Origin of the sequence: Streptomyces sp. NBC_00057, from assembly GCF_045041165.1 — a bacterium.
Taxonomy (GTDB): Bacteria; Actinomycetota; Actinomycetes; order Streptomycetales; family Streptomycetaceae; genus Streptomyces.
Genome location: NZ_CP108256.1, coordinates 8,643,799 through 8,661,514 on the forward strand (window position 1 = coordinate 8,643,799; position 17,716 = coordinate 8,661,514).

Consider the following 17,716-nt stretch of genomic DNA (forward strand, 5'->3'; position numbering starts at 1 on the left):
TGCTTCTCTCCAGCCGGCGCCTGTCGCTTCTCAACGACCAGTCCTGTACCCCGCTGACACATCCCATCGGCAGGGGTCGAAGTTACGAGGCATAGCCAAGGATTCATTCGCATTCACCCGTCCACTCATTCCCCTTGCCTGTCACTCCCGGATGGAACGGGAGTCCTTGGGCTTTTCCCCCGGGCTTCGCACCCTCCCGTTACCAGGAACGCACGCCGGGGCGGGGACAGGCCCTGAACACTGGCCCGGAACTACACCTTCCTCAGCGGAACCTCCTCTCAGTGAGTTCACTCAGCTCAAGCAGCCTCGTGTCGCACGAAGCATTCCTCGATTGCCCAGCGAGGCCCGGCGGTGCGGACCAGTTCGGCAACGCTCGTCCCCACCGGCGCATCGGCCAGGTAGTAGGCGATCTCCTCGGGCGGGCTCAGGCTGCGGCGGGCAGACATCCACTGGTCATGGGTGGGCGGATCCGGAGCGAAGACGATGTCGGCCGGCAGCTTGGCGGCGGCGCAGTGGTAAACGCGCGGTGGCCAGTTCGCCCTTGGTCGCGAAGGTCCGTTCCTCGGGAACCCGGGCGGCTTTGCAGGGGTCGGCGTCCTCCGTCCAGGACCTGGGCGGATACAACTCCCGGTTCCCCAGGGGTTGCCCCCTGGTTGTGGTCGGCGATCGGGGACGCGACAGGTAATGCCTGGTCAGGGGCGGTGGGCAGCTCGTGCACGGGCTGCCGTGGTGCGTGAGTACGGCGTTCGCCACGCGGTCACTCGAAGCCGGGATCATCCGCGCTCGGATCCAGATGGGGAACGTCGGCCCAACACCTTTCATCCGGGGTGTGACGGCCGGGGAAATCCTCGAATCCATCGCCGGTTTACGCCGACGGATCCCCGGCGCACGACGTTAATATCGCGACCCGTCCATCCGACTGAAACCGCGAGGTACCCGTGGCGCCCCTCAGCAAGCTCTACCTCCAGCTCGACGACGTCGAACTTCCGGACGCGATCCCTTACTCCCAGGTGAGCGCATGGGAATTGCGCTTCCTCTACCTGTTGGGACGCCATCGGCTGACTGGAGAGGGCAAGGTGATCGAGCTCGGGTCGGGCGGCGGGGGATCGACGTACGCGCTCGCACTCGGTCTGAAGGAGAACCCGGACTTCGACAAGAAGACCAACAAGCTGCACGCGTACGACTTCTTCCGGGTCGGGAAGGGCACCTTCGCCTCCGAGAAATTCTTCTCGGCCGGGGTCGCGCCCGAGGACACCAACTCCTTCCTCGACGACTTCAAGGACAAGCTGAAGCCATTCATCGACTTCATCGACCTGCACCCCGGCGACATCTGGCAGACCTCCGACCCCGAAGACCACAGCCCCATCGAGTTCCTGCACGTCGACATCGCGAAGACGGCGCGGGTCTTCCGCTGTGTGGCCGAGCGCTTCCTGCCCCGTCTGGAGCCGGGCTCCGTGCTGCTGCACCAGGACTTCGCCAGCCCCCGGCTGCCGTGGCTGCACTACAGCACGGGTCTGCTGCTGCCGTACATCGAGATCGCGGGGCCGCCTATCCGCTCCACTCTGGCCTTCGAGGTGGTCAAGCCGATCCCGCAGGACGTGCTGCAGGCCATAGCCGAGGACGCCTTCGACACCGACGAGAAGCTGAAGCTGATGTCTGCTGTCCAGGATGTCGTCGACCGGGACCACACCGACGGGATCCCGTTCAAGGACGTGGTCGAATTCGCCAAGGCCTATGTTGCCCACTACGAGGGTGACCACCCCCGCGCCTGGAAGATAGCCAAGCCGCTGATCTCGAACGAATACCTGAGCCGGACGCGTAAGGACCACTTCGCCCAGCTGGAGAAGGCGCTGAACGAGGCCGAGCCCAGCGGCGGATCCTCCGGTCTTGCCCGGCTGGTGCAGAAGGTGACGCGCAGGGCGTAGCCGCCGGGGGCGCCGAAGCGCCCAGGGTGGTGGCCGGCGCCGGTACGGAGACCGGGAGGTACTGGCCGCGATCACCGTCGGTCCACAGCACTCGACGCCGGCACGAGAGAAGCGCTGAACCAGCCGCAGTCCCGGCCGCCGTGCAACATCGAGGGCGCGCCTTCAACACCGGAACCTGACTCTCCGGCGAGGCAGCCCTTCGTGCTTGCATCCTCCACCCGGACACCACGGAGGCCGACCTCACCGTCCTGCTGGACGAAATCCGGACCGCGGGCCGCCACGGGATTTGCCGGCAGCGACGACGAGTTGACCAGAGCGTCCAGTTGCGGGATGGCCATGCCCGTCAGCTCCGGATCGCGGAGCAGAAAGGTGTCTAGTCCGTCCGGGCACCCGGGCTGCTCGGCGACGATCGCGGCGGCGGCTTCTGAGCCAGCCTCCTGGCCGGGGCCGCACCTCTTGGACGGCCCGCGCGAGCGTGCTTCCGGTGACGCCGAAGAGCCGGGCGAGCAGGGCATGGGTGCCGATCTCTCGCAGGCACAGGACGGCGGCCAGGATCCGGTCGGCGTCGGAGAGCTTGTCCTTGGCGCCCGCGCCTCGCGCGCGGAGTCGCTCACCGCCCCGGCGTTCGTCGAGGCGGCGTCGAAGGCCGCCGCGTCGGGCTTTCGGTGCCCGAGACGGTAGCTGAACAGCAGTTGCCGGAAACCGTCGAATATTCTTGGGTACAGGCGGGGCCGGCCCCCGAGGGAGATCAAACCCGCATGTTGATTCTCTGCGAGCCCTGACGACCTCGTGCATGGTTGCGAATCCTTGAGTTTCGGTGATCGCTGATCACGCGACGTCGACGGCAGGGCCGACGTCTTCGCCGCGGGGCGCCGGAGGCGGCGGCACCTGGAACGTCCACCTCTTCGGAGCCGCCACCGTGCTCCGGCCCGGCATTCGTTCAAGGACACCCACTGCCAGCCATCGTGCAGCTCGGTGACGACCGTCCCTCGCACACCCTGGTCCCCGCCATCCACCGCAACCGCTCGGAGAGCAAGGAGATTTTCACCCGGCAGATGGCCGCTTACGGCCGCCCGGCTCCCGAGGGGCTGACCGACTGCCCGGCGGACCTGGCTGTGGCTGCCCGTCTGCATCTGCGCAGCAACGGGCGGATGTCTCTACCCCTGCCGCAGACGCTGATCACCGTGACGGGCATCGAGAGGGTCCTCCCGGCCTGGTCCGATCTGGAGGCTTACCTGCAACTGCTGCCGCGTTCCTCGACCGGTGAGCGCATGAACCCGTACACCTCCACCTGGCGCGGCGTCACGCCGGGCGACGCGCCACAGGAGTTCCACCTGGTGCTGCTGGACAACGGCCGCACCGCGACGCCGGCGGACACCGTGGGATGCCAGGCGCTCGGCTGCATCCGCTGCTAGGCCTGCCTGAACGTCTGCCCGGTCTATGAGCGCATCGGTGGCCATGCCTACGGCTCGGCCTGTTCCGGCCCGATCGGCGCGATCATCACGCCGCAACCTGCCGAGAATCGTCGGGCGGGGTGAGCGGTGGAAGTGTCACCGGAGGGCGATCAACGGGATCCTGTACCGGCTGCGGACGGGTGTTCCGTGGCAGGATCTGCCGTCCCGGTTCGGGAAGCGACAGACGGTGTATGACAGCCATCGCAGGTGGTCCGCGGACGGGACCTGGGATGGCTGCGGGCCTTGCCGGCCAATGCCGATGCGGAGGGACGGATCGACTCGTCCATGGGCGGTGTGGATTCGACCGTCTGCCGTGCTCACCAGCATGCGGCTGGTGCCCGCGAGCGTTGCCCGCGAGTCCCAGGCAAGCGGACGCACCCCGCGTGGCACCGCCCGGATGAGGCCCTGGGGTGCTCCCGGGGCGGGCTGACGACGAGGATTTACCTGGCCGGTGAGGGCCCTCGACGCCCGTTGGACCTGCTGGTCACGCCAAGCAGTTCGGAGATTGACGTGCACACGGCTTGACTGGTGGTCGCTGCCGCACGCACCGTTGCTGGGCCGATCTTCCCAAGGGGGTTACGTGAACAGTAAGTTGCTCGGCGCGTGTACGGTCCTGGCCCTCTTGGCTGTGGTGGGCGCCTCGCCGACGCCTGCCTCCTCCGAGCCGCGTCCGGGGCCGACGCGTGCCCTGCCGCTGGGCGCCGTCGGCTTGACCGAGACCCGCAGCACGCGGACGCTGCAGCCAGGTGTCACCCTCACGCGGATCGTGCGCGGTGCCGATGCCCCGGCGCTTGCGTGGACGGTTGAGGTTGCCATACCCGGCGGTGCCACCTCGCCGGACCCCGACGCGCCGCCGACGGCGCTGAAGGACCGGGCGAGCGCCGACGAGCTGACTGCCGAGGTGCAGGGGGACGGCTTCGACGCCCGGGTCGAGGAAGTCACGACTCCGGCCGTCGCCGACTACGCCGGTGGAACGCTTGGGTGGCGGGTCCGGGTCGGGCAGTTCGACTCGCAGTCCGCCGCGACGGCCGAGCTCACCCGGCTGAGAGGGGCCGGGTACGCCGGGTCCGCCGTATACACCGGTTGGGACGGCAACCCCGCGGACCGTGGCCCGTGGCGGATCGACGTGCTCACCATCGACCCGGACCGGTTCCGCGGCGAGCTCAAGGCGTCGTACGGTCCCGATCTGGAGAACCGCGAGAAGACCAGTGAGCTGGCGGCCGCGGCCGGCGCGACTGCAGCGGTCAACGCCGGGTTCTTCGTCCTCGACCCGCGAGCCGGAGCACCGGGCGACCCGGCCGGCGTCGGCGTCTACGACGGCCGGCTGCTGAGCGAGCCTGTGAACGGGCGCCCCGGCCTGGTGATGCGCGACTCCGGCCGGCACAGCGGGGTCGCCCGGCTCACCTGGAAGGGGCGGGTCGTCGGCCGGAACGCGTCGCAACCCCTGGACGGCATCGACCGTGTACCGGGCTTGATCAGGAACTGCGGCGGCACCGTCGACGACACGCCGACCTCGCTGCCCCTGCACGACGTGACCTGCACCGACCGCGACGAGCTCGTCGCCTTCACGCCTGAATACGGTCGGCAGACGCCGCGGGGCGACGGCCTCGAGGCCGTACTGGACACCCGCGGACGGGTCCTGGAGATGCGCTCACCACGCGGCGGACCGCTGCCGGCCGGCGGCAGCTCCGTGCAGGCGACCGGCACCCGCGTCGCCGCCCTGGCCGCCCTGGCGCAGGTCGGCCGGCCCCTGCGCGTCGAGAGGACGTTGCGGGACGGCAGCGGCCGCAAGGTCTCTCCGTCACCGGCGACCAGCATCCTCAACGGTGGTCCCGAACTGGTCCGCGACGGGCGCCTGCACGTCACGCCTGCAACCGACGGGATGGTGCAGCCCGGCAACGCGAGCTTCTACTACGGCTGGATGCACAAGCGCAATCCACGCACGCTGGCCGGGGTGGACGCCGCCGGCAGGACCGTACTGGTCACGGCCGACGGACGCAGCACGGACGCGCTCGGGCTGAGTATCCCCGAGAGCGCCGCCGTCGCCCGGGCACTCGGCCTGCGCGACGCGGTCAATCTTGACGGCGGCGGGTCGACCACGATGGTGGTGGACGGAGAGGTGATCAACGACCCGTCCGACGCGGCCGGTGAACGCCCCGTCGGGGACGCACTGCTGATCCTGCCCGACCGGGGCTGACCCAGCCCGGTCCGAGAACGCCCGAGCCGGCGACCACCAACCGCCAGGAGCCGCCATGACCGACATCCCGATCCGCCGAGCCCGCCTCCTGCTCGTCCTTGCCGCGCTGTTGCTCACCCTGGCGTCCACCCCGCCGGCGCCGGCCACCGCGTCGACGGTGTCACCCGCCGGGGAAGCGGGCGGGTTCGGGCCCTCGTCCCGGGGTGCCGAGGTCGTCGCGGTAACCCAGGTCGCCGACCGGCAGGTCGACTTGGCGGTCCGTTCACCGGCTCTCGGCGGCCGGACGGTGAACGTGCGTCTGCTCACGCCCGGTGGCTGGGACCCGGGCGACCGGAGCCGGCACTGGCCGACCCTCTGGCTGCTGCACGGCTGCTGCGGGGACTACACGTCGTGGACCAGTCGGACCGACGTCGCGCGGACCGACAGCCTGCGCGACGTCCTCGTGGTCATGCCGGAGGCCGGCTGGAACGGCTGGTACAGCGACTGGTGGAACTACGGCCAGGGCGGTGACCCGGCGTGGGAGACCTTCCACACCAAGGAGCTGCGCCTCCTCCTCGAGCACGATTGGGGGGCGAGCAGGAACCGCGTAGTGGCGGGGCTTTCGATGGGCGGCCAGGGCGCCCTGCTGTATGCCGCCCGGCACCCCGGGATGTTCAAGGCGGCCGCGGCGTACTCCGGCTCTGTGCACCCGCTGCTCAACGACGAGTCGGTGAACCGCATCATGGGGTTCTTCGCCGGTCAGGGCAACGACCCGCTGAGGGTCTGGGGCGACCCGGTTGCGCAACGTGACATCTGGGCGGCCCACGACCCGTTCCACCTGGCCGAGCGCCTCAGGTCGATCCCCGTCTACCTGTCGTGCGGTGACGGCACCACCGGCCCCTTGGACCCGCCGGGCAGCACGAGCGCGCTCGAAACGGACTTCAACAGGCAGAACCAGGCCCTTGCGAGCGAGCTCGAACGCAGGGGTGCGAAGCACGTGAAGACCAACTTCTACGGACCCGGGACCCACGGCTGGGCGTACTGGCAGCGTGAGTTGCACTCCTCGCTGCCGATGCTGCTGCAGGCCTTGCGGGTCGACGGCTGAACTGCCATGTGCCGAGAGCATCCGCCCGGGCATCCCTGCCGCGCCATGGCAAGCCGTGTATGGGACGAGCCCCCGGCCGGGCAAGGGGGACCGTGGGACCGTCACCGGTTAGGCGATCTCGTCTGCATGCTGTGCCAGTTCCACCACCGGCTCGGTCCGTGTGTCCCGCCCCCGAAATCGCCCGTCGCCCCGCCTCCGCTGGAAAGATTCGGTCCATGAACGACAGCACCCCCGGCCAGAAGGCCCGCGAGCTGCTCACCCAGGCATCCCAGCACCCGGTTGCCAGTCCTCAGCGCGACGCGCTGGTGGCCGAAGCCGCCGTGTGGGCACGGCTGGAGCACGCAGCCGTCATGGAGCATCACACGGCCGCAGCGGTCGACATCGAGTCCGCCCTGACCTCCTTCGCCGACCCCGTGCAGAAACTCGGCAGCGAGCTCGGCAACCTGACCGAGCACATCAAGCTCAGCCAGAAGTGAGCGAGTACGCGGAACGAGGGTATTGCGGTGGTCACGTGCTGCGATGACGGTGAGGCGCTGGGGCAGGCCGCGCGGCGGGCTGCCCGTCGAAAGCGCTGAACGCCGACTCGCGGAAGGCTCCGTCCTCGCGCTGTGCACCGACGGAATCCTCCAGGCACCGGACCGGGATGTCGACGCCGGGCCCGACCAACTGCCGCGTACCATGGTCGGCCCCGCACGACCACTCGAGCAGCTCTGCGATGCCGTGGCGACCACCCTGCTGACCGGGCCCCGATCCGGTGACGCGCCCCTGCTCCTTGCCCGCCCCGCCTTCTGCGGGCAGGACGGGCCGTCCGCTGGGAGCTGCTGGTCGACCCCGCGCAGGTCGCCCGCGCCCGTACCCTCACCACCCGTCAGCTTGCCGACCGGGGGCCTGGAATCACCCGTTCACCACCGAACTGATGGTCAGTGAGCTGGTCGTCGACGCCACCGGCACGCGCGCGGCCCACTCTCCCCGCGCCTCATCCGCGTCGAAGTCCTCACCGGCGAGGTCTCCCACGGCAGTCTCAGCGCCTTGCACCTGCGCCACGCGCGCACCAGCGACGAGTGCGGCCGCGGGGGTGACCCGGCTTACCTCCCGTTGGGGCGCCCACTACGACCTCGACGGCAAGACCATCCGGGCCGAGCAACCCCTCGCTCCTGTCCGAGATCCCTTCGGAGTACCGGTCCCGGCGATGTGAGGGCCGGAGCGATCGGGTTAGTCTGTCCGTCGTACCGGACACGGGGTGCCCCGTCCGAGGGCTGAGATCACACCCGTCGAACCTGAACCAGTTCGTACTGGCGGAGGGATGTCTTCCATGCCTTTGGCGCATGTATCCGGCGGTCTGCCCGCCGACGGCCGACAGACCGGCGGGGCGCTGGGCGCGTTCGGGCTGCTCGCCGTGGCGCTGGCGGCCCTCAGTAGCAAGGCCATGAACGACTACAGCGGTTCCTTGGCGCTGCAGACCGTGGGAGTGCGTCTTCCGCGCCCGGCGGCTGCCGCCCTCGCCGCCGTGCTCGGCTTCCCTCTGGTGCTGTGGATGCACGCTGCTGACACCACGGCCCGCTTCCAGAACGTGCTGCTGTTCGTCGGCTACTGGATTCCCGGATTCGTGGCGATCGTCGTCGTCGACTGGCTCGCCCGGGCCCGGGCCAGGGGCGGCGCCGCGATCGACCTCGCCGCCGAGACCGCCCGGGCACAGCCCGGATGGCCCCCGTTGCCGGCGTTCGTCGTCGCCTTCGCCGCCGCCGTACCGTTCATGGACACCAGTCTGTACGTGGGCCCGGTGGCGGCTGCCCTGCACGGCGCCGACCTCTCGTACTACGTGGCGTTCCTCGTGGCCCTGGCGGTATACGCCCCGCTGCGGCTGCGTCACCGGCCGCAGGACTGACCGCCGTCGGCCGACGGATCCCGAGTTCCGCGGCGTCCCGACACCATTCCCTCCCGCACGGAGCGACTTCGAATGCCCTCGACATCCGCCGATCACACCGTCCTCGTCCCGCAGGTCCTCGCACGCGTGCGGGCGGACTCCCCGCTGGTGCAGTGCCTGACCAACTCGGTGGTCACGGGGTTCACCGCCAACGTCCTGCTGGCACTGGGCGCTTCACCGGCCATGGTCGACATTCCGGAAGAGGCCGGCCCGTTCGCCCGGATCGCCTCAGGCGTCCTGGTCAATCTCGGCACCCCGCACGCGGAACAGCGCTCCGCCATGGTCGAGGCCGCGCGGGCGGCGGCTTCGGCCGGTACGCCGTGGGTGCTCGACCCGGTGGCGGTCGGCGCCCTGCCGGTACGCACCTCGCTGGCACGAGAGCTCCTGGAGCTGCGGCCGACTGTGATCCGGGGCAACGCGTCCGAGATCATCGCGCTCGCGGGCGCGGGCGGTGGCGGGCGCGGCGTGGATTCCTCCCACGGCGTCGAGGCCGCCGAGGAATCAGCACGCGCGCTGGCCCGTACAACCGACTGCGTGGTCGCCGTGTCGGGGCCTGTCGACTTCGTCACCGACGGGGTGCGAAGTGCCCGGAACGCCCATGGGGATGCCCTGTTGACCCGGGTGACAGGTGGCGGCTGTGCGCTGGGTGCGGTGATGGCGGCCTTCGCGGCGGTCGACGAGGACCGGTTCGCCGCGACGGTGGCCGCCGTGACCGCGTACACGGTCGCCGCCGAGTTCGCCGCGAAGGAGGCCTCCGGGCCCGGCAGCTTCGCCGTCTCGTTCCTGGACGCGCTCGCCGCGCTGGAGGTATCCGACCTCGCCGAGCGGGCGGTGCTCTCGTGACCGCGGCACCGGTGGATCTGTCGGTCTACCTGGTCACGGACGCAGCCCAGTGCGCGGCCCGCGGCCGGAGCGTGGCCGAGACAGTCGCCCGGGCCGTGGCCGGAGGCGTCACTGCCGTGCAGATCCGGGAGAAGTACGCCGCCGGGAGGGCGTTCCTGCGGACGGTCCTGGAGGTGGCTGCCGTCGTCCCCGAACGGGTGGCGCTGATCATCAACGACCGGGTGGACGTGTTCCTGGCGGCCCGGGCAGCCGGGGCGCGCGTCACCGGGGTCCACGTCGGCCAGTCGGATCTGCCGCCGGCCACGGTACGCGAACTGATCGGTGAGCACGCGGTCCTGGGCCTGAGCGCCGCCACCCCCGACGAACTGCGCGCCGCCGCCGAGGATCCGGCACGCGTCCACCACATCGGCATCGGCGCGCTGCACGCGACCCGGACCAAGGCGGATGCCCCGGCCGCACTCGGCCACGCCGGGTTCGCCCGCCTCGTCCGGCTCAGCGACCTGCCGGCCGTGGCCATCGGCGGCGTCACCCCGGCCGACCTGCCACGCCTGCGGGATGCCGGGGCGGTGGGTGCCGCCGCCGTCTCCGGCATCTGCGCCGCCGAGGACCCCCGAGCAGCGGCCCACGCATACGCCCGGGCGTGGACCCGCAACCGAGAGGAGAACCACGCATGACCGCGCCGCCCCGCGTGCTGACGATCGCTGGATCCGACTCCGGCGGAGGAGCCGGAATCCAAGCCGACCTGAAGACCATGCTGGCGCTCGGCGCCCACGGAATGAGCGTGCTCACGGCTGTCACGGCACAGAACTCCCTGGGCGTGCAGGGCGCATGGGAACTCCCCGTCGAGGCGGTGCGCGCGCAGTACCGCAGTGTCGTGGACGACATCGGTGTCCAGGCGGTCAAGACGGGGATGCTCTCCTCTCCCGAGCTGGTCACGGTGGTCGCCGAGCTGTTGTCGGACGTGGCGGCCCCGGTCGTCGTGGACCCGGTGAGCGTGTCCAAGCACGGCGACAAGCTGCTGGCCGAGGACGCGCTGGATGCCGTACGGACCGCGCTGCTGCCGGTCGCGACAGTGGCCACGCCGAATCTCGATGAGGTCGCGCAGCTCACCGGCATCACGGTGACGGACGAAGCAGGTATGCGCCGCGCCGCCGCGCGGCTGCTCACGTACGGGTCCCGCTGGGTGGTGGTGAAGGGCGGCCACCTGCCGGGCGAGGCGGCGGACTTGCTGACGGACGGCGCGGAGGAACACTGGCTGCGCGCCCCGCGGCACGACAATCGCCATACCCACGGCACGGGCTGCACGCTCGCCTCGGCCGTCGCGGTGGGCCTGGCGCAGGGCCACCCGGTACCGGATGCGGTACGCCGGGCCAAGGGCTACGTCACCGCGGCGATCGAGGCGGGGTTCGCTCTGGGGGCCGGCATCGGGCCGGTGGACCACGGCTGGCGGATCCACGGGCGCACCTGACGCCAGTGGATGAGTCCCGCACCGCCGGGCCGCCACACAGGCCCCGCCGGGCGGTGCCTGTGTGGAGAGGTTCCCGGGCGGAAAGCTCCCGTACGGCCTCCTCGCATGCCACGGCGTTGCGGGAGCTGACGTAGACCCGGGCACCGGCTTCGGCCAGGGCTCTGGTGATCATCAGGCCGATGCCGCGGGACCTGCCGGTGACCAGGGTGAGGTCACGGTGACTCCAGGGTGCGGTGATCGGACAGACACGGACCCCGAGAGGCTAAGCGGTTGCTTAGGTCGCGTCAAACGTTCCGGCAGCTTGTCGGACAAGCCGTGGCATCGCACAACCAGAGCCGGTACCGCGACCGGCACTACGCGGCCGTCGCTTTCTGCGACGGCATCAACACGAACCCGATGGTGGACCACGCCGCGGTCAAGCGCCGGGCCGACCGCGCCTGCCTCGCAGCTCCTTCGATGAGATCCGCCGCTTTGCGCAGGCCGTCCCGGCGGCGGATCTCCTCGCCCACGTCGGCCGGCCGCTCCCGCAGCGCGTTGTCCGCGAGCAGCCGTTCCGCCGTCCCTGTCCGTTCCCCGTCCGTGAAGCGGTAGGTGTCCAGCCGGAAGCCGAAGCCCAGCTCGTCCATCCGCCGGGCGTTGTCGTACCGGTCCCAGAACAGTGGCAGCAGCACCATCGGCTTGCCGAAGTGGAGGGCCTCGGTCGTCGTGTTGTTGCGGCCGTGCGTGATGACGAGATCGACGAGCGGCAGGATCGACGTCTGCGGCAGGAACTCGGCGCCCCACATGTTCGGCGCGAGCACCGGGCTCGCGTTCAGTGCAGGTCGGCCCGCGTGGGGGTGTCGTCGAGGAAGCCGCCCGACTGGTGCTGCCACAGCTTCGCGTAGGCGCCGTCCGACGCGAGCAACTCCTGGTGCGTGCCCTGCTCGACGATCCGTCCGCGGTCGAGGACGACGAGCCGGTCCATGGTGGCGACCGTGCTCAGCCGGTGCGCCACCACGAGCGCCGTCCGCCCCTCCATGAGCCGCCACAGTGCCTCCTGGACGAGGATCTCGCTCTCGGAGTCCAGGGCGCTGGTCGCCTCGTCGAGCAGCAGGATCGGCGCGTCGCGCAGGATCGCCCTGGCGAGGGCGACCCGCTGGCGCTGTCCACCGGACAGCTTGACACCGCGCTCGCCCACCATGGTGTCGAAGCCGTCCGGCAGCGCGTCGGCGAACTCCGTGACGTGCGCCGCCTCGGCCGCGCGGCGGATCTCGGCGTCGGTGGCGTCCGGCCGGGCGAACGCGATGTTGTCCCGCAGCGTGCGGTGGAACATCGCCGGGTCCTGCGGCACGTACGCGATCAGGCTGCGCAGGTCGGCCTGGCGCAGCATGCTGATGTCCTGGCCCCCGATCAGGATCTGGCCGGCGTCGATGTCCGTCATACGCAGCAGCAGCCGGCTGAGCGTGGTCTTGCCCCCACCGGACCGGCCGACGAGGCCGATTTTCGCCCCGCTGGGCACAGCCAGGTCGAGGCCCTCGAAGAGCGGCTCGGCGCCTGCGTGGGCAAAGGTCACGTGCTCGAAGCGGACGTCGGCGGCCCGGGACAGCAGCGGCTCCGGCGACGCCGGGTCGAGAACGGTCGGCGGCCTCAGCAGCAGTTCGGTGAACTGCGCGGCCTCCGTCATCGAGCTCTCCAGGCGGCGGTAGATCTGGTTGAACTCGAACATGATCCGCGTTGCGTTGGTGTAGTACGTGAAGGCGACCACGATCGCCTCCACGCCGTGCCCGCCCCCGCCGATCGCGACCGCGAGCAGCAGGCCCAGCGCGTTGGTCAGCACGGACATCGGTGCGACCAGCGTGTCGATGCGCAGGTTGCCGTAGTCCCACGACCGCAACGTGAGCCGCCGCGACACCGCGACGCGGGAGCGGTGCTCGGCGGCCTCGCGCTCCTCGGCGGCGAACGCCCGGACCGTGTCCATGTTCATCAGACTGTCGGCGACGTGGCCCGACACCCGGGCGATCGCCTCCTCACGCTGGTCGACGAGCGCCTGGCGGCGGCGGATGAGGGGCGTCACGCACAGCGCCGTCAGTGCGATCATCGCCAAGAGCCCGACAACGAGCAGCGGTTCGTAGCGCCAGAGCACCACCGACCCGAACACCAGGGGCACGAAGCTGCCCACGACCGAGAACGTCAGCGTGTCGACGAACTCCTCGAAGCGGGACGCGAAGCTCAGGACCCGCTTGGTCAGCGACCCGGCGAAGTTGCTGTGGAAGAACGTGGCGTCCTTGGCGAACAGCTCGTCCATGCCGATCACGTACAGGTGCTCGATGCCGAGGGCGTCAAGGCGGTTCAGGCAGTGCAGGCCGACGCGCCACAGCGCCTCCGCGAGCAGCAGGACGCCGGCGAAGCCGAGGATGTAGGGCAGCGCCGAGCCGATGGTGACTCCGGCGTCGCCGGCGATCCGGCCGACGAGCTTCGCGACGAGCAGCGGCGCGATGTAGTTGATGCCGATATTGCCCAGCGCCGGCAGCAGCATCGCGGGCACCGTCAGCCACCGGAGCCGGGCCAACTCCCGCCCGTAGTAACGAAGGGCGAGGAGCACCGAGCCCCCGCCGGGCGGAACCTCGCGCGAGTCAGGCAATCCCATCCCACCCCTGTGTTGTCGTGCGGCAGCTCGTCACGCGCTTCCCCGGGGAGAAGCCGTTGCCCCATGTCCGTGCGGAGCTTCGGTTCGAGTGAGTGCCTTCGCCCGGGTCGTCTTACGGAGGCGGGGCACGACGGCGGAGCCCCCGCGCTGCTTGTGGCGACGCATCCGTGCGAGTACGGGGAGGCCAGGAATCGCAGTGTCCCGCAGGGGCGCCCGCGGTGTCCAAGCGTTTTTTCAGCCGACGGCGACCGGCAGCGCTGCGCAGGCGTCAGCGAGGCCGGACATGCCTGCGCGGAATCGAAGGCGCTGGGGGAACAGGCGGTGCGCGAGCTGCGCCGAACAGCCGGCAGTACGGTCGTCGCCATCCTCAGGCCTGGTGCCATCTACGGTCCCAACTCGGCTTAATGGACGCACCGTTACTTCCGAGCGCCGAATCATGGACGCATACCCGTCCTGGGACGCGGCGGGTGGATCTCTTCGCTGTACGAGCCGGATCTGGTGGCCGCTGTTCTCCGGGCGGCGACCTGGGATGAAGCAGCGGGGGTAACGTTCAACATTGCCAACGGCGAGGGACCGACCTGGTGGGACTGGGCCGCGGCGCAGCACGGACTGGCCGGCCGAGGCAGGCCGCAGCGACGGTCCGTGCTCGCGCTCAAGGCGCGATCACTTCCGGTCGGATCGAGACGTGCTCAACTGCGATCGGGGCGCCGGACGATTCCGCGACCGCGACGGCGCGTGCGCAGATGATGGCCACTCATGTCCCAGTAGCGGGTGAAGAGCCATGCCGGAGCGTCTTCTTCGGCCGCCCGTGAGACGAGCCAGGGGATCAGCAAACGGGCGGCCTCGTCCATCAGGTCGGGGTGTCCGGGTAGGCACGGACGTACGACCAGCCGGCGTCCACTCCTCGGTCGGATCGGTTCGTACGGTCCGGAAGCCGCACGATCAGTTCTCCTCGGGCCAGGTGGGCGGGGCCATGTGCTCGGTGGTCCGCGGCCGGCTGAGGACGTCGCGCTGAGACCGCGCGAGTCGGGATCTCGGTGGCGACAGCTTTGGTGGCTGTGGAAAGGTGCTCTCACAGCCACCGATGAAGAAGACCGAGATGACTCACGACGACGCTCTCCAGCAGCTCAGCCACATTGCGCGTGAGAGGGCGTTCGGCCGACACGTTGGGTCCGACCGTCTCATCCAGGTGGGGTTGGACGCGCTGATAGCCGGGGTTGAGAGTCCTTCCCTCCCCGTGCTGGCCGGCCTTTTGCGGAGCGAAGAACCGGAAGCCCCAGCCCTCTTCGACCAGGTGCTGGAGGAACTCGGACTCACTTTCCGGCCGCCGGCCGACCCCCGGGCCACGAAGTGGGCCATGGCCTACTGGATCGCCGGTCAGATCGTGGACGGATCTCTCGATCCCGCTGCCGGCGCCTATCTGGTGTGGGCCGATGTCGCTTACGACCTCGGCTATCCCGAAGACCTGCAGCCACTCGTCTCGTGCGCGCTCAAACTGGACGACTGGGACGAGAACAGGGGTGTCCCCGTCGAGGCACTGAAGGAAGAAGCGATTGAGGCAGCTGAACAGCTCCTGAGCAAGCAGCCGCCAGGAGAGCGCAAGGACTGACTGTCAGTCCATTCGCCGTTGGCCAGTGGCTCTGCTCGAATGGTCGACCGGTAATTGATCCGCAACACTCTGTATGACGTCACAGCACCGCGTTGTCCTGTAAGCACTTATCCTGGCCGCGTGATCAACGGTGGCCACGTCATCATCTACAGCCGTGATGCGGAAGCGGACCGGGCCTTCTTCAGGGATGTGCTCGAGTATCCACATGTCGACGTGGGAGGAGGCTGGCTGATTTTCAAGCTTCCGCCGACCGAGGTCGCCGTACATCCCACGGATGGTCCGGAGACGCAGGAGCTCTATCTGATGTGCGACGACGTCGAAGCAACGGTGAAGAACCTGACCGCCAAGGGAGTCGAGTTCACGCAGCCAGTGACCGATGCGCGCTGGGGACGGCTCACCAGGTTCCGTCTGCCGGGTGGCGGCGAGGTGGGCTTGTACGAGCCCCGACATGAGCGGGCTACCGACCTGTGAGGCATCCCGGCCATCCGGGGGTTCCCGACTGGCCGGGTCACCGACAGCGGATCAGTCACCGGGTCGACCACCTGAGCAGAGCCACTAGCTCAGCTACTCGCCAGCAGTCGTCACACTCCGTGTGCGCTCCACACAAATGGTGCCAGAACCCACTACCGCCGAATAAAGCCGACCAGGACCCCGTCGCGGTCATCCCGGCCGACGCCTACCTCGACGTCCTCACCATCATCGACAGCGGCATCGACTTCGACGCGACCCTCACCGGCGACCGGCTCACCCTGCACCTGTGAACGGCCTGGTGACGCCCACACCACCCGGCAGGCGGGCTTCTTCACGCATCTGGCCGTGCTGGGCGGCAAAGCGCTCACTGGTGCTGCCGAAGCTGTTCGCACGACGCCTTGTCTACGCGCTTGTCGGCGCCGCTTGCTGCACGACCTCGAAGGACCACAGCGTGGACCCGCTTGCCGCCGGCTTGGGGCGCCCGCTGCTCTCCGCGTCACCGCTCCGGTGGGCTGTCTTCATGGGTCCCTCCATCCAGGCTTGGAAGGACTCTTCGTCACGCCACCGTGTGTAGACGAGGTAGTTGTCGGTGCCGTCGACGGGGCGGAGGAGTTCGAACCACTCGAACCCGTCGGAGTTCTCCACGGCATGGGCACGGGAGGCGAAGCGCTTCTCCAGTGTCTCGCGCTGCTCGGCGGGGACGGTCAGTACGTTGATCTTGACTACGCTCATGGTCCCCATCCTGCCTTACGGCGGTTGCCAGGAAGAGGAGCGGCTCGTTCATGACGCGGTTCCGGGGGCGCCGCCCGGACCGGGACCGGGGCCGAGGCACGTTGATGATCTGCGGGATTTTTTTTCGGTGGTGGTTCGGCATTGCGCTCAGCGGTGCGGTGACCGTCGGACGGACAGGACCGCGACGTCGTCGTGCTGGCTGCCCTTTCCGGCGAACGCACGCGCGTCGTCGTAGAGGGCGTGCGGCAGTTCGGTGGGAGAGAGCGACGCGCGCTCGGTGAGGCGTTCGGTGACGGGGTAGAACGTGCCGTCGGCGGCGCGGGTCTCGGTGAGCCCATCGGTGGTCAGCAGCAGCGTCGCGCCGGGCGGGAAGGCGAACCAGTCGACGGTCGCGGGTTCGGCGGCGAGTTCTGCGAGACCGAGGGGGACGCCGGAGTCGAGGGCCGGTGTGATGACGGTGGCGTTGTACACCAGCTGCGGCGGAATGTGCCCGCAGTTGATGACCTGTACCTCGTCGTGCGCGTCGACGTTGACGATGAGCGCTGTGACGAACCTTTCGTCGTCGCCGGTCTGTGCAGCATAGGAGTTGTGCCGTACGACAGAGGCATCGAGGGCATCGGCGAGCGCGGTCAGGGTGGGCTCCCGGTGGGCCGCCTCACGGAAGGCACCGATGACGGCGAACGCGGCGCCGACTGCGGGCAGGCCCTTGCCCTGGACATCGCCGATCAGAACCCGGGTTCCCCATGGGGAGACGACGACGTCGTAGATGTCGCCGCCGACGAGCCGGTCCTCCTGCACGGGCTCGTACACGCCGTCGACCAGGACGTCGTCGGTGAGCAGAGGCAGAGGGCGCAGGATGTGGCGCTGCATCGCTGCGGCGGTGGAGCGAAGCCGCAGCGTCTCGTGCTCGCGGTGGATACGACGGTGGCAGGCGTAGACGGAGGCCGCGCCCAGGGCGAGGGTGAGCAGCATCATCAGGATCCTGTCGAGCCACGACCGTCCGTCACCGTGCCGGACCACCACGGTGACGGCCACCACAATCGTGGTCCATGCAGACACAAACTTCGTCTGGCGTACGGTGCACAGCGCAGACGCCGTCCCCGGCAGGAAAACAAGGAGCCCCAGAAGCCACACCAGGGACCCGGACAGGGCACCGAGGGCCATCACGAGGGCCGTCACTGACACCACGCCGATCACGACGTCGGCATTGCGCGGTGATTCGACGGCCTCGAAAGGATGCGCGAATTTCTTCGGGTGAGTGCGGGTCACGGGGCCTCCCGGGCAGGTGGTGTACTCCCCGTACGTTAGACAGGCCCCCGCCGCGGGCGAGCGGCGCCCCGCCGGACGATGTCCTCTGTGCGGTGAGCAGCACTACGTGCAGGG

19 protein-coding genes, 4 pseudogenes and 1 riboswitch are annotated in these 17,716 nt (G+C 69.6%); of the genes and pseudogenes, 14 read left to right on the forward strand and 9 right to left on the reverse strand.

All coding sequences use genetic code 11. The features are described from left to right. Positions 1-296: 296 nt before the first annotated feature. Positions 297-446, reverse strand: a complete 150-nt coding sequence (locus OG953_RS40675; RefSeq protein WP_405690902.1) for a hypothetical protein — start codon at positions 444-446, stop codon at positions 297-299. A gap of 492 nt (positions 447-938) precedes the next feature. On the opposite strand from OG953_RS40675, the gene OG953_RS40680 reads away from it, so the two are divergent. Next, positions 939-1,925: a class I SAM-dependent methyltransferase gene (locus OG953_RS40680; protein ID WP_405690904.1), complete on the forward strand. Its 987-nt coding sequence runs from the start codon at positions 939-941 to the stop codon at positions 1,923-1,925. A gap of 71 nt (positions 1,926-1,996) precedes the next feature. Here the strand turns inward: OG953_RS40680 and OG953_RS40685 are convergent, their stop codons facing one another. Both OG953_RS40685 and OG953_RS40690 read right to left on the reverse strand, forming a co-directional pair. Next, on the reverse strand, positions 1,997-2,263 hold the full coding sequence (locus OG953_RS40685) for a hypothetical protein (protein ID WP_405692502.1): 267 nt from the start codon (positions 2,261-2,263) through the stop codon (positions 1,997-1,999). Positions 2,264-2,369: 106 nt separating this feature from the next. Next, a pseudogene (locus tag OG953_RS40690) lies at positions 2,370-2,552 on the reverse strand (IS5/IS1182 family transposase); the annotation flags it as partial. A 335-nt stretch (positions 2,553-2,887) separates the two neighbouring features. On the opposite strand from OG953_RS40690, the pseudogene OG953_RS40695 reads away from it, so the two are divergent. From OG953_RS40695 to OG953_RS40720, 6 genes and pseudogenes are all read left to right on the forward strand, one after another. Further along, a pseudogene (locus tag OG953_RS40695) lies at positions 2,888-3,442 on the forward strand (LUD domain-containing protein); the annotation flags it as partial. Continuing rightward, positions 3,384-3,871, forward strand: a pseudogene (locus tag OG953_RS40700) (IS5 family transposase); the annotation flags it as partial. The pseudogenes OG953_RS40695 and OG953_RS40700, both read left to right, overlap by 59 nt. Before the next feature lie 88 nt (positions 3,872-3,959). Continuing rightward, complete coding sequence (locus OG953_RS40705; protein WP_405690906.1) at positions 3,960-5,576, forward strand: phosphodiester glycosidase family protein; 1,617 nt, start codon at positions 3,960-3,962, stop codon at positions 5,574-5,576. A gap of 55 nt (positions 5,577-5,631) precedes the next feature. Further along, entirely contained in the window at positions 5,632-6,660 is a 1,029-nt protein-coding gene (locus tag OG953_RS40710; RefSeq protein WP_405690908.1) for an alpha/beta hydrolase, read from the forward strand. 215 nt (positions 6,661-6,875) lie between these two features. After that, positions 6,876-7,136 (forward strand): hypothetical protein, encoded by a 261-nt coding sequence (locus OG953_RS40715; protein ID WP_405690909.1) that lies wholly within the window; start codon positions 6,876-6,878, stop codon positions 7,134-7,136. A 43-nt stretch (positions 7,137-7,179) separates the two neighbouring features. Beyond that, entirely contained in the window at positions 7,180-7,587 is a 408-nt protein-coding gene (locus OG953_RS40720; RefSeq protein WP_405690911.1) for a SpoIIE family protein phosphatase, read from the forward strand. On the opposite strand, the gene OG953_RS40725 is transcribed toward OG953_RS40720, so the two are convergent. Next, positions 7,555-7,704: a hypothetical protein gene (locus OG953_RS40725; RefSeq protein WP_405692505.1), complete on the reverse strand. Its 150-nt coding sequence runs from the start codon at positions 7,702-7,704 to the stop codon at positions 7,555-7,557. The genes OG953_RS40720 and OG953_RS40725 overlap by 33 nt on opposite strands. Before the next feature lie 182 nt (positions 7,705-7,886). Further along, a riboswitch (TPP riboswitch) is annotated at positions 7,887-7,981 on the forward strand. Positions 7,982-8,023: 42 nt separating this feature from the next. On the opposite strand from OG953_RS40725, the pseudogene OG953_RS40730 reads away from it, so the two are divergent. The 4 genes and pseudogenes from OG953_RS40730 to thiD form a co-directional block, all read left to right on the forward strand. Further along, a pseudogene (locus OG953_RS40730) lies at positions 8,024-8,545 on the forward strand (cytosine permease); the annotation flags it as partial. Positions 8,546-8,617: 72 nt separating this feature from the next. Beyond that, on the forward strand, positions 8,618-9,427 hold the full coding sequence (gene thiM / locus OG953_RS40735; protein ID WP_405690913.1) for a hydroxyethylthiazole kinase: 810 nt from the start codon (positions 8,618-8,620) through the stop codon (positions 9,425-9,427). Next, positions 9,424-10,101 (forward strand): thiamine phosphate synthase, encoded by a 678-nt coding sequence (thiE, locus tag OG953_RS40740; RefSeq protein ID WP_405690916.1) that lies wholly within the window; start codon positions 9,424-9,426, stop codon positions 10,099-10,101. The genes thiM and thiE overlap by 4 nt, the downstream gene beginning before the upstream one ends. After that, complete coding sequence (gene thiD / locus OG953_RS40745) at positions 10,098-10,895, forward strand: bifunctional hydroxymethylpyrimidine kinase/phosphomethylpyrimidine kinase (protein ID WP_405690918.1); 798 nt, start codon at positions 10,098-10,100, stop codon at positions 10,893-10,895. The genes thiE and thiD overlap by 4 nt, the downstream gene beginning before the upstream one ends. Here the strand turns inward: thiD and OG953_RS40750 are convergent. From OG953_RS40750 to OG953_RS40760, 3 genes are all read right to left on the reverse strand, one after another. Then, the gene (locus OG953_RS40750; RefSeq protein WP_405692373.1) at positions 10,810-11,133 is read right to left on the reverse strand and encodes an SDR family NAD(P)-dependent oxidoreductase; all 324 of its coding nucleotides are present in this window, start codon (positions 11,131-11,133) and stop codon (positions 10,810-10,812) included. The two genes, thiD and OG953_RS40750, sit on opposite strands and share 86 nt — an antisense overlap. Before the next feature lie 115 nt (positions 11,134-11,248). Continuing rightward, positions 11,249-11,695, reverse strand: a complete 447-nt coding sequence (locus OG953_RS40755) for a glycosyltransferase (protein WP_405690920.1) — start codon at positions 11,693-11,695, stop codon at positions 11,249-11,251. Between the two features lie 11 nt (positions 11,696-11,706). Continuing rightward, positions 11,707-13,521 carry an ABC transporter ATP-binding protein gene (locus tag OG953_RS40760; protein WP_405690922.1) on the reverse strand — a complete coding sequence of 605 codons (1,815 nt, stop codon included), beginning with the start codon at positions 13,519-13,521 and terminating at the stop codon, positions 11,707-11,709. Positions 13,522-14,620: 1,099 nt separating this feature from the next. On the opposite strand from OG953_RS40760, the gene OG953_RS40765 reads away from it, so the two are divergent. The 3 genes from OG953_RS40765 (at position 14,621) to OG953_RS40775 (ending at position 15,891) form a co-directional block, all read left to right on the forward strand. Beyond that, entirely contained in the window at positions 14,621-15,130 is a 510-nt protein-coding gene (locus OG953_RS40765; protein ID WP_405690924.1) for a hypothetical protein, read from the forward strand. A gap of 120 nt (positions 15,131-15,250) precedes the next feature. Continuing rightward, positions 15,251-15,601 (forward strand): VOC family protein, encoded by a 351-nt coding sequence (locus OG953_RS40770; RefSeq protein WP_405690926.1) that lies wholly within the window; start codon positions 15,251-15,253, stop codon positions 15,599-15,601. 119 nt (positions 15,602-15,720) lie between these two features. Beyond that, entirely contained in the window at positions 15,721-15,891 is a 171-nt protein-coding gene (locus OG953_RS40775) for a hypothetical protein (RefSeq protein ID WP_405690928.1), read from the forward strand. A gap of 112 nt (positions 15,892-16,003) precedes the next feature. Here OG953_RS40775 and OG953_RS40780 read toward each other — a convergent pair whose 3' ends face one another. Next, positions 16,004-16,333 (reverse strand): antibiotic biosynthesis monooxygenase family protein, encoded by a 330-nt coding sequence (locus tag OG953_RS40780; RefSeq protein ID WP_405690931.1) that lies wholly within the window; start codon positions 16,331-16,333, stop codon positions 16,004-16,006. 147 nt (positions 16,334-16,480) lie between these two features. Then, entirely contained in the window at positions 16,481-17,602 is a 1,122-nt protein-coding gene (locus tag OG953_RS40785) for a PP2C family protein-serine/threonine phosphatase (RefSeq protein ID WP_405690933.1), read from the reverse strand. Positions 17,603-17,716 lie beyond the last annotated feature (114 nt).